This window comes from Hymenobacter metallilatus, from assembly GCF_003944705.1.
Classification (GTDB): domain Bacteria; phylum Bacteroidota; class Bacteroidia; order Cytophagales; family Hymenobacteraceae; genus Hymenobacter; species Hymenobacter metallilatus.
Map to the genome: position 1 here is coordinate 1 of NZ_RWIS01000004.1, position 11,738 is coordinate 11,738.

General features: G+C 58.1%; 7 protein-coding genes. 3 read left to right on the forward strand and 4 right to left on the reverse strand.

Translation table 11 applies throughout. The features are described from left to right. The first annotated feature begins 173 nt into the window (after positions 1-173). Positions 174-2,024 carry an STAND family AAA ATPase gene (locus tag EI290_RS07470; RefSeq protein WP_125428302.1) on the forward strand — a complete coding sequence of 617 codons (1,851 nt, stop codon included), beginning with the start codon at positions 174-176 and terminating at the stop codon, positions 2,022-2,024. Between the two features lie 49 nt (positions 2,025-2,073). Here EI290_RS07470 and EI290_RS07475 read toward each other — a convergent pair whose 3' ends face one another. Continuing rightward, positions 2,074-4,848 carry a polynucleotide kinase-phosphatase gene (locus EI290_RS07475; protein ID WP_125428304.1) on the reverse strand — a complete coding sequence of 925 codons (2,775 nt, stop codon included), beginning with the start codon at positions 4,846-4,848 and terminating at the stop codon, positions 2,074-2,076. Between the two features lie 89 nt (positions 4,849-4,937). Here EI290_RS07475 and EI290_RS07480 point away from each other — a divergent pair, with 89 nt between their 5' ends. Together EI290_RS07480 and EI290_RS22985 are read left to right on the forward strand one after the other, a co-directional pair. After that, the gene (locus EI290_RS07480) at positions 4,938-5,456 is read left to right on the forward strand and encodes a hypothetical protein (RefSeq protein ID WP_125428306.1); all 519 of its coding nucleotides are present in this window, start codon (positions 4,938-4,940) and stop codon (positions 5,454-5,456) included. Positions 5,457-5,493: 37 nt separating this feature from the next. Next, positions 5,494-5,862 (forward strand): SMI1/KNR4 family protein, encoded by a 369-nt coding sequence (locus tag EI290_RS22985; RefSeq protein WP_125428750.1) that lies wholly within the window; start codon positions 5,494-5,496, stop codon positions 5,860-5,862. 72 nt (positions 5,863-5,934) lie between these two features. Here the strand turns inward: EI290_RS22985 and EI290_RS07490 are convergent, their stop codons facing one another. From EI290_RS07490 to EI290_RS07500, 3 genes are all read right to left on the reverse strand, one after another. Next, entirely contained in the window at positions 5,935-7,947 is a 2,013-nt protein-coding gene (locus EI290_RS07490) for an OmpA family protein (RefSeq protein ID WP_125428308.1), read from the reverse strand. A 148-nt stretch (positions 7,948-8,095) separates the two neighbouring features. Beyond that, positions 8,096-9,541 carry a 3' terminal RNA ribose 2'-O-methyltransferase Hen1 gene (locus tag EI290_RS07495; RefSeq protein WP_125428310.1) on the reverse strand — a complete coding sequence of 482 codons (1,446 nt, stop codon included), beginning with the start codon at positions 9,539-9,541 and terminating at the stop codon, positions 8,096-8,098. A gap of 52 nt (positions 9,542-9,593) precedes the next feature. Beyond that, complete coding sequence (locus EI290_RS07500; protein WP_125428312.1) at positions 9,594-11,480, reverse strand: cytochrome-c peroxidase; 1,887 nt, start codon at positions 11,478-11,480, stop codon at positions 9,594-9,596. Between the last annotated feature and the right edge of the window lie 258 nt (positions 11,481-11,738).

Genomic DNA, 11,738 nt, shown 5'->3' on the forward strand with positions numbered 1-11,738 from the left:
GGTTAGCCTGCTTTCGCCGCGTGGTCGTTGATTACGAATTCACTCCCGCTAGCCATGTTGCTTGGCTATTACTAGCTAACATCACTATGTCGCTCAATCGGGTCTGAATTCCCAAACACGCTCTAAAGAAAATACAACTAGAATATTTACAATCATACTCTAAACACAAGCAAGTGCCTTACTATATAAATGCTAAAAGTTATGCCTTTAACGAATCTTATTATCAAGACAAGCTCCAACGAGAAATAGCTGCATATTACACCACGAACAAAGCAGATGCCGGCAGTATAATTGAAGACAAGAGTTTGATCCTATTGATTGATAATATTGATTTGAGCAATGCACATACAGCAGATTGGTTACAGCAAGTGCTTTCTGCGCATCCAAATATCCGTCTGATACTTTGCGCTAATGAAACACCAGACAATAAATACAAAGACTTGCTTATAAATGGAAGAAAAGTAACAAAAGTGTTTTTTCACACATTGAAGAAAAAGCAAATAAAAGAACTAGCTCATAAATTATACGGTGACACAGAAGATAAAACTGAAATTGTCAAAAAAATTGGAGATATTTTCAATATGCTCGCAATTCCTTTTGATTTTTGGAGCGTATCATTATTCATGTGGGTTTTTAAAGAAAGTAGTTCTTCAATACAAAATGACGTAGGTCTAATAGACCTATATATTGAATCAATACTAGAAAGAGAAAAGTTAGTTAAAAATAAAATTAGCTTTGGATTTGAAAGTTATAAATTATATTTAGCCAATTTAGCAAAGTACTTATTAAGTAAACCAGATAAATTTTATTCTGCGTCATATTCAGAAATAATAATATTTACAGAAAAGTATTTAGAGAAAAACCCCAGAAATGACATAGAGCCCAGAAAAGTATGGGATTATGTTGAAGAGAAAGGAATAGTAAAACAAAATCCTGATTCAAGCTACACATTCAGATTAAATGGAATATTCGAATATTTTCTATCTTACTACATGAAAAACGATGCAGACTTCAGAAATAGAATAATTGAAGATAATTTTGCTTATTTAAGCTTTAAAAATGAGCTAGAAATGTATGCTGGATCAAATAGAAGAGATGAAGATTTTTTATTGAGAATATACAATAAAACCAAAAATATATTCTCTAATGTACAATTAGAATTTGCCGAAATAAATATCGAAAGCTCTATACAGTCCTTAACTTGCAACCCTAATGATGAGTTAATAAAAAAGGGTGTAAGTGAATTCAAAAAACTTTCTGAAGAAGAAAGAGATAATTTAGAAGATGATGCTATTTCAACTAATATCATGTTAGCAGACCGCAACTGCGAAGTACGAGTAAAAGACGCTGTTGAACTCGATAGCAACGATATTTTTTCATTAGAGAAATCACTTTATATACTAGGAAGAGTATTTAAAAATGCAGACCAAATTGACAATGTAGAACTAATAAATGAAATATTCGATTACATTATCGATTCTACATGCAAGTGGGGATTAAAAATGTTTCAAACACTTAAATTAACAGAAATTAATGACAACGAAGGAAAGACTCAACATGAAAAAATCCTTCAATTAATGCAACAATTACTCCCCGTTATTGTCGAAAGCAGAATATTTGACATGATTGGCGCAAGCAACATGCAAAATATCATAAAACGTAAAATAAAAAATATACAATTAAATAAACCAGAAATTCCGAATAATCAATTTAAATTATTCATACTAATGTATCTACTTAGTGACATTGATTTAAGAAAAAATATTGATTACATATCCGAATCTATGGAAAGCATAAAAGCCCCTATATTGAAATATGGAATAATTTTAAAAATACTCTATTATATGCATTTTAAAGTCGATGAATTACCTGAAGGTATCAGAAAAGACATTGACACTAGACTCAAAACAATATATTCAAAAGCTCAAAAAAACTTCACTGGAAAGGCGAGTGATGACAGTATTAGTAACTCTATAACTAACATAGATAAAAGAAGACTTGTTAGAAAAATAAAAAATAGATAAAACAACAAGGCCTGGGACAATTGTCCCAGGCCTTGTTGTTTTATCTATTTTAAAGCCGCGGGTCGACGGCTTCGCTTTCCAGGGCCAGCACGCCGAATACGCACTGGTGCACCTCGCGCAGCGGGGCACCGGCCACGAACCGTTCGAGGCCTTCCACGCCCAGGGCGAATTCGCGTAGGGCCAGGTTGCGCTTGCTTTTCACGTTTCGCTCGCGCAGGCGCTCCAGGTTGCCGGGCAGCAGGTAGTCGGGGCCGTAGATGATGCGCAGGTACTCGCGGCCGCGGCACTTGAGGGCCGGCTGCACCAGGTGTTTCTGGCCCGCGGGGATGAAGTCGTAGGGCTTCACCACCATGCCTTCGCCGCCGCCGGCGGTCAGGTCTAGCCACCACTGGGTGGCGGCTTCCACGTCGGCAATATCCTGCAAGTGCACCACGCGGTAGGGCGTGGCCCGCAGCAGGCCTTCATCCTGGAGGCAGATGGCGCGCAGGGTTTCCATGTGCCAGGCGTGGTCCTTATCAAAGTACGTGCGGCCCTCGGTGGCGAGCAGGTGGAAGGGGGCCAGCCGCAGATCCTCCACGCTGTCCACGGGCCAGCAGTAGCGGCGGTAGGCCTCGGCGTAGTGCTGGGCGGCTTGCTGACGGGCGCTGGTGCGGGCCAGCAGGGCCTCTACCCCGTCGAGGCCCCGGCTGGCGGCCTGGCTGAGCACGGCCACGGCTTCGGGCAGGGCGGCCGTAGCGGCGGCGGCCACGGCGGCGTACTGGTCCTTGATCAGCTGCTGGGCCTTAGCCGACCACGGCAGCAGCTCGGCGTCGAGGCAGAGCCAGTCGGTGCCAAACTGCTCCCAGAAGTTGCTGGCCGTGAGGGCCGCCTGCAGCCGGGTGAGGAAGGCGACTTCCAGCGTAGCATCGGTGAAGAAGTTGCGGCCGGTGCGGGTGTACACCTTGCCCGGCCCCTCGCCCACTACCCCGAAGCGGCGGCGGGCGGCGTCCTCACTGCGGGCCAGCACCACCACCACGCGGCTGCCCATGTGCTTTTCCTCGCACACCACCCGCTCCTGCCCCTGGCGGCGGAAGTAGTCGAAGGCCTCGGCGGGGTGCTCCAGCAGGTCGGGCAGGGCCGAGGTTTCGGAGGGGCTCATGGTGGGCGGCAGGTACAGCAGCCACTTGGGGTTGAGCGCAAACCGGCTCATCACCTCCAGCGCCGCCACTGCGTTTTCCTCCCGAATGGTCACGGACGGCAGCAGGCGCGTCTTGATGAGTTGCTTGCCCGTTACATCCCGAATGTCGAGCAGGTCATCGTGCGCTTGTTGCGCGGTTAGCTGAGTTGTTAGTTGTTGGTTGTCAGTTGTCAGTTCGTTCTGGTTATCGGCTACGCCTTCACTAACAACTGACAACTGATTCCTGACAACTGACAACGGCCGGACTGGCTCGCAGTACACCTGGGCGGCGGGCACAGATACCAGCTCCCGCTCGGGGTAGCGCAGGGCGGTGAGGTGGCCGCCGAACACGCAGCCGGTATCAATATCGATGGTGTTGTTGAGCCACTCGGGCGTGGGTACGGGCGTGTGGCCGTACACCACCATGGCCCGGCCGCGGTATTCGGCGGCCCAGTTGTAACGGACCGGCAGGCCAAACTCGTCGATTTCGCCGGTGGTTTCGCCAAACAGCGCGAAGGCGCGCACGGCCCCCGAGCCGCGGCCCTGCATTTCCGCGCGCATGCCCGCGTGGGCCACCACCAGCTTGCCCCCATCCAGCACGTAGTGGCTCACCAGCCCATCCAGAAACTGCCGCACCTGGCTTTTGAACGTGTCAGATTCCAGGGCCAGCTGCTGTACCGTTTCGGCGAAACCGTGCTTCTCGTTGACCTGTTTACCATTAAGATAGCGCAGCAGCTTGATGTCGTGGTTGCCGGGCACGCACAGGGCCAGCCCGCTTTGCACCATGCTCATCACCAAGCGCAACACCTGGGGCGAAGCTGGGCCCCGGTCCACCAGGTCGCCGAGGAAGAGGACACGGCGTGAAACCCCACCCCCGGCCCCTCCCCGGTGGGGAGGGGTGCCAGACGTAGAAGAAGCGTAATCACTATTACTCGTATCACTCGGCTCCCCCTCCCCACCGGGGAGGGGGCTGGGGGGTGGGGTTACGCGCACGCCCAAATCCCGCGCATCCAGTACGGGCGTTTCCTCCACGGCGTAGCCCAGCTCTGTGAGCAGCTCCACCAGCTCCTGGTAGCAGCCGTGCACGTCGCCGATGATATCGAAGGGGCCGGTGTCCTGCTTGCGGTTGCTGTAGAGCGGGTCGCGCTGGATGGTTTGCACGGCGTCCACTTCCTCGGGGCCGCGCAGGTGGTAGATGTGGCGGAAACCTTCCTGCTTGAGCGACTTCAGGCTGCGGCGCAGTTGCTGGCGCTGCTGGGGCACCACGTGCCGGCCCAGGTGCTGACGCTCGGCCCGCTGGCGGTTGCGGTCCTCGGCCACGCGGTCGGGCACGTCGAGAATGATGGCGGTGGGCAGTATGTGGTAGTCGCGGGCCAGCTGCACCAGGGTTTTGCGGGCTTCGGGCTGCACGTTGGTGGCGTCCACCACTGTCAGCAGGCCTCGTTTGAGGCGCAGTCCTACCAGGTAGTGTAGTAAGGCAAACGCATCGGTAGTAGCCGCCTGGTCGTTTTCATCATCTGATACCAGCGCCCGGCATTGGTCCGACGACACAATTTCAGTGGCCCGGAACAGCCGCCGCGCAAACGTGGATTTACCGGCCCCAGAGGTGCCGATGAGCAGGACCAGAGAAAGTTCGGGAAGCTTGAGGGAGGTAGCAGGTTGGGGCATAAGAAGTGCCGAGGCCAGAATTGTGCGACTTTTGGATAGATAACGGGTGGTAAAAATGCGCAAACTCCTCCTTATCTCTGTACTCAGCTATGCCAATATCCCTCGAGCAAATCATCAAAGAAGGTAATATTAGCCCGTTACACTGGGGCATGAACGGGAAGGATATTGCTCACCGGCTCTCCCATTCCTATCAACTTATTCAGCGGCACCGCCAGGCCAATTACCCGTTCCTGGACTTAGAGGGCGTTGAATTATACTTCAGGGGAGACTTATATCAGGAACTGTATCAACTAATTATCCAGGTGTGGCGCATCAGGCCCAAAGCCAGAAAACGCTTCTTTGGTGTTGCCTGGCTCCATAATAAGTTAACCTACGATAAGGTATTGGGCAACCTTAAGCGGGTAGGCTGGCATTTTACAGCATATACCGGCTCGCAGAAGGAACCCGTACTGCTGGTGGAGGACAGGGCCCTGTTTCGCTTCTATGATATACCGGAACCAAATGGTGCGTATCTACTATGCAAGGTCGTTGTTCTCTGCCCCCAGGATACTCAATTCGTTATCGACGAACTAGGAAAGTTACCCTATGAAATGATTCAATCTGGTTGAATAAAACAGCTTCAGAACGAACCTCCCATAGACGGACATTACACTACACCCGCCGGCCAGCGCGCAACAGCTACAGCAACTCGAAGCAGCATTAGGTTTAGTCCTTCCGGCTGACTTTCGGGAGTTTTACGCCTTTTGCAACGGGTTCAAGTCAGCTGAATTCCTGTTTCACATCACCCCAATCGAGGAAGTACTCCATTTTAAAGCAGAATACCAGCCCCGTCAATTCCTCTTTGCTGAGTATGGCGCTTGCGTTGATTTTTGGATGGTGGAAATACGACCGGAAAGCAGCGGCTACCGGATTCTGAGCCAGGGCCAGGATGGAGAAATGGTCCTCCTTACCGATTCGCTGGCCTTATTTATCCACCGATTCTTACAGGGCGGCGTTTTTGGATTGCTTGACTGAGCGCTTGAGTTCAACCCCTGACTACTGGATAGAAGCGCCAATAGAAGCCATTGAAGTCTGACTAGCACCTGCCTACCGCCCGCCCGTAATGCGGAACTCGACGCGGCGGTTGAGGCGGCGGGTGGCTTCCTGGTTGTTGCTGGCGCGGGGCTCGGCCCCGCCCAGGCCCAGGCCCGTAATCCGCTCGGGGGCCACGCCGTGGCTCACCAGATAGGCTTTTACTACGGCCACGCGCTGCTCGCTGAGCTGCACGTTGAGCTGGGGGTCGCCCTGGTTGTCGGTGTGGCCGCGCAGCTCAATGGTAAGCTGGGGGTTGGTTACCATCAGGGCCAGCAGCCGGTTCAGGTCGGGGGCAGATGAGGGCAGCAGCACGGCCTTGCCCTGCTCAAACTGCACGTTGTCGAGGCGTAGCGTAGTCCCTGTGTTCAGGGGCCAAAGTACAATATCCTGACCCGACGGGCCAGCGGGCAGACGGAAAGTAGTATCGGCAGGAACGTAACCGTCCAGCTGAGCCTGCACCTGGTAGAGCTGCGCGGGTTGGCCAGTCAGCAGAAACTCCCCGGCCGCGGTAAGTCGGCGGATTCCGGCGGGTGCTCCGGGCCCCATAAACTGTACTTGGGCCTGCGGGAGCGGGCGGAGCGTAACGGCATCCAGCACCCGTCCCAGCCACTCGGCGCCCGCCGAAACGCTCAAAGCAGCGGAGGCAGTGGCAGCGGGCGGGGTGGCGGAGGGCCGGAACAGACTGCAGCCAGCCAGGTCCGTGTAGGTGCCGCGCCGTACCCGCGTGGCCCGACGGTGCTCCAGGTCTACTTCAAAAACAGATTTGGGCCCGGCCAGGAGCAGCCGACGGCGGCCCGTGTTGTCCTGCTCCAGCAGCACGTCGCTGTAGCCACCCTGCTCCGGGAGGCCATCCAGGGGAAATAGCTCGGGGGCGGGCTGCTGCGTGCGCAGGTCTACTTTCAGCAGGGCCCCGTCGGTGCTGTACACCTCGTAGAGCGTGCCGGTTTCATCGAGGCCAAAGTTGGCGTGGGTACCGGCTTTGGCAAACCCAATGGCCGGATAATACGCCGCGCGGCGTAAGGGGTCCGCCTCCCACACCACCGCCACCGAATCGGTGGCCGGGCTCACGCGCACCAGTAAATGCGCGTCGCTGGTCTGGAAATATAAGTCGCCTCGCCGGTCAGTAGCCGCCGAAATCCAGACGTTACCGGGCCCCTGGGCCGGCAGCTCCCAGGCGGTGTACTCGCCCCGGCGCGTGCCGGGGTTGTAGCGGTACACCCGCTCGGGCTGGTCGGTAGGGGATTTGGTGACGGAATACAGGCAGTTATCGAATCCTTTGGCCAGGGCGTAGGATTGAAACGGCAAAGCATTGCGGTGAACCGTGGGTGCGGCGGCCAGGCTGGCACTACCGGCCCACTCATGAATACTGCGGCAATCATCCTCCCAGATACCATCATGGGTGCGCAGGGCGGCAATGCCGTAGAGTTTCTCGTCGCAAAGCTGGTCGGCGTAGCGGCGGCTGGGCAAGCCCGGCCCGGCAAAGGCAAACGACTTCACCACCTGGCGGCCGGCTGCCAGGTAGCTGGCCTCCTGGGTGGTAGCGGCCCGGTATTCCACCTGAAACTCGTACCCCCCCCGCCACAGCCGCCGGCCCAGCACCCGGCTACGGCCCGCCGAGTCGGCAAAGGTATACTCATAGCGAACCTCCTGCACAGCGCCGGCTTCGTGCTGCTCCAGCTGCACTACCTGGGCCTGGGGCAATGCCGTCAGGGCCTGCCACAGCGAATCGAGGGGGCCAAGGGCCAGGGGCGACAGGTTTACGCGGCTGGCTGGCAGCGGCTGCACCGTGAAGCGCACCACGGCCGGCGCAGCAGCCCAGGTAGGACCAGCGTAAAAGCTCATGGCCGAAGCCTCCTCCTCGTGCACCTGCCAGCCGTGCGGATAGGTGAGCTGGTAGCCCGTGCGGGCGTCGGTGAAGGTTTGCCATTCGGCCGGCTGCTGCGCCCGGACCAGCGGCCCGGTAGCTAGTAGCGCCAAAAGCAACATAATCAGCCGGGCAGGCAGCCCGTCAGGAATAGGTAACATTCTTCAAAATTACGAATCCTGTTGCTATTTCCGGGCTACTTTTCCCTATGGCAGCTTTCTATCTATCCTGTCGGCTGCTGTCAGCAAACTCTGTCTAGGCATAGTCCTATATCAGGTATCACCGTTCTGCGCGTTTTGACCTGATTATCTACAGCTCAAACACGGCCAATTGCGAGGGAGCCCCAACCTCGGCATACTCCGGCCCCAGCGGCTCCAGGCGCACCCGGTAGCCGTGCTGCTGGGCTACGCCGGTGGCCCAGGCGGCAAATTGCGCCCGCGTCCACTCAAAGCGGTGGTCGGAGTGACGGAACTCGCCGGCCGCGAGGGAGTCGTAGCGCTGGTTATAGTCGGCGTTGGGCGTGGTGACGAGCACGGCGCCGGGGCGGGCCCGGGCAAATACCACCTGCTCGAAGGCGGCCAGGCGGCTTTCATCCAGATGCTCAATTACTTCCACCACGGCGGCGGCATCGTAGCCGGCCAGGCGCGGGTCGTGGTAGAGCAGAGAGCCTTGGGTGAGGGTGAGCCGGTCCCGCTGACGAGGGGCCATTTCGGCCAGATGCAGGCGCTGCCGGGCCCGCTCCAGCTCCCGCCACGATACGTCCAGGCCCAACACATGCTCCACCGCGGGGTTTTTCAATAGGCGGCGCAGCAGCTTGCCTTCCCCACAGCCCAGATCCAGCACCCGCTTGGCCCCCAACCGCCGGATTTCCTCCGCTACCCGGTCCAGGCGCAGGTCGTGCAGGTTTTGCGACGGCGTGGCGGGTTGTTGCGTATCGACGGCCGGCTCGGCTGCACTGGCCCGTTCCGGCTCAGTCAGTAACTCCGCCCGCAACTCGTCGTTATCGGAGGCTTCGGCATCCACGGCCAGCAGGCGCTCCAGGGTGGGGTTCACAAACTCCGCAAAACGCAGGTAGCGCCGCGTGATAAACTCCCGTTCGGGGTGCCGGGGCAGCCAGTCGGCACCCCGGCGCAGCAGCTTCTCCGCTTCCTCCCGATTGATCCAATAGTGCTTGTCGCCCCGGTCCAGCACCGGAATGAGCACGTAGAGGTGGCTCAGCAGGTCGCGCAGGCGCAGGGCCGGGTGGTGCAGGCGCAGCGTGAAGTAGCGGCTGTTGCCCCATTCCGGGCGAGTGGGGTCGAGCGGGTGCGCTTCAGTGGCAATAGCGTAGCCCAGAGGCGCAAACAGGCGGTGCAGTTGCTCGGCGCTGGCCGCGGGCAGGGCCGCTACCGTAGTTTCGAGCGGCAGGAGCAGCTCAGGCAGATTGGGGCGGTCCTTGCAGGTACCATTCAGCGCGGTGTTAAACGCCTTGGCCAGGGCCGTACTCAAAAACGATGAGGCCACGTAGGGCCGGTCGTTCACGTACTGCTCCAGGGCAAACCCCTCCCCGGCCGGCCCCCGGTGGTTGCGCACCAGCCCAATCGGGTCGATGTCGAGCAGCAGGGCCGCAGTGCAGCGCTCCGCCGTGGCTTCGGGATAAAACACATGCGCCTGGCCGTAGGCAATGTCCAGGGTTTGCAGCCGGGCTGGGTTCTTGTGCAGCAAATAGCCCAGGTCGGTGGCGGGCTGATGAGTGGTGGTGATAGTAAGTAGCATGGCCGCTAAGGAATACAATACACAAAGCGGCAAGATACATACCCGCCGGCGGCTACCGGACAGCCGCCGTATCGGTGAGGGCCAGCAGGAAGGCTTTGAGGGCGCGCTGGTCGGCGGCAGAGAGGTGGAGCTTATCGGGTGGCAGGGTTTGGTTGGGCACGGGCAGGCCCCGGCCCTGGCCGCCGCCTTCGTTGTAGAACTCAATTACCTGCTCCAGGGTGCGGTAGGCCCCGTTGTGCATGTAGGGCGCGGTAAGAGCCACGTTGCGCACGGTCGGAATCTTAAAGGAGCGGCGCAGCTGCGGCAGCTGCACCTGGGCGTAGCGGCCTTGGTCGGCATCGAGCCGACGAGCCTTGGGCGCAGCTTCTATCCCCAGCACCTCCGACTCGGCCTCGGTGAAGCCGGGCGGCACCGTGCCGTTGAACAGGGGCGCGAAGTGGCAGGTGCCGCACTTGCCCGCGCCCATAAACACGTTGAAGCCCCGGATTTCCTCCCGGCTCAGGGCTTCCCGCTGGCCCCGAATATGCTGGTCGAAGCGGGAGTTCAGGCGCACCAGGGTCCGCTCGTAGGCGGCCAGGGCGGTCTGAATCTGCACGGGTGTAATGGCGGTGGGCTCCGCTCCTACCTCACTGCCAGGAAACGCCTGCCGGAACTGCCGCACGTATGCGGGGCGGAGCTGGAGGCGGCGGGCGGCGGCTTCCAGGGAGCCGTGCATCTCATTGGGGTTGCCTACCACGTCGGCGGCCTGGTTTTCGAGGGTGGCGGAGCGCAAATCGTAGAACTGACCGGCCTGCAGCGCCGCGTTCAGGATGGTGGGCGTGTTGCGCTGCACGAGGCCGCCGGGCGTGAGGGTAATGTTTTTGGTCAGGCCGTCGGTGAAGGCCTTGTCGGGCTGGTGGCAGCTGGCGCAGGAGCGCCCCCCACTGCCCGACAGCACCGGATCATGGAACAGCTGGCGGCCCAGGGCTACGCGGGCCTCGGTGCGGTAGTGCTGGGTGGTAGGCGCGTAGAAATCGGGGTTGAAGGCCGCCGAATCGAAGAGCGTGGCGGCATCGGGGCGGAGGGCGCGCACTTCCTCGAAGGGCCGGATACCCAGTTGCACCTGGCAGGCCAGCAGCGCCTGGCCCAGCGGATTAGCATAGTCACGGATGAACGCCAGCCGGTCGAAATCCGCAAAATCGGGGTGCCGGTGGGCGTACTGCTCAGCCCGCCTAAGCTGGCGGCCGGCGGTGGCATACGCTGCCCGCACGGAATCGGCAGCACCCCGAGCCGGCTCGTAGCAGGCCAGCACCGGCTGCAGGGCAGCCAGGGCAGCGGCCGTTTCGGGAAAGGTAGCCGCAGGGCTCAGGGGCGTATCGAAGCCGGTGATGCCCAGGGCCACCACCCGAAACACCTGGAGCCGCAGCACGTCAAACACGTGGGCATCGGAGAGCTCCTGTACCTGCCAGCGGGTGCGGGCGTTGCTGATTTCGCGCTGCACAGCCTTTACCTCCCGTACCAGCTCGGCGCGGGAGGTGGAATCGTAGCGCGGGTACAGCAGCGTTTCCAGCACCTGCAAGCCGCCGGGCTCAAAGTCCTTGTTCTCGGCCACCTCCACCTCCCCAATGGGCGGCCCATTGAGCAGGCGGGCCGTACCAGGCATGTAGTACTCGGTGAAGGGCTCCACCCGCTTATAGAGCAGGCGGGCCACCCGGAAGCTGCGCCGCAGCGAATCGGGGGCGGTGCCGCGCCGGGCCAGGGGCAGCAGCTGGTGCTGCACGTGGTGGTGCAGGCGGGCCAGCTCCCGGGCTACGTGCTGCTGTACCCGCCGGGCGGGGCTGGCAGCGGCGGGCGGTACCGAAGAAGCCCCGGTACGGGAGCATGCCCCGGCCAGGGCCAGCAGAGCCGCTAGCAGCAGCGGGGCGCAGGATCGGAGAGCGAGAAAAATCGGGTGAAACATGGGCAAAAAAAGCAGAAGCGCGGAAACGGACGGCAATAGCCCTCCGCCGGTAGTCGACGGAGGGCTGAGCACGGGATAGAAACCGGATAGAAATAAAGGCGTTGGGGTGAGGCTGCGTAGATAGGTAAGCACGTCATTCCGAGCCTGCGAGAAATTCAGCGCGCTGACGTTGAGACTGGATTACATCAGCTTGCTGGATTCTTCCCGCCGCTCAGTGCGCGGCATATTGGAGTGATGCTCCGCGTAACGCCCGCCCGA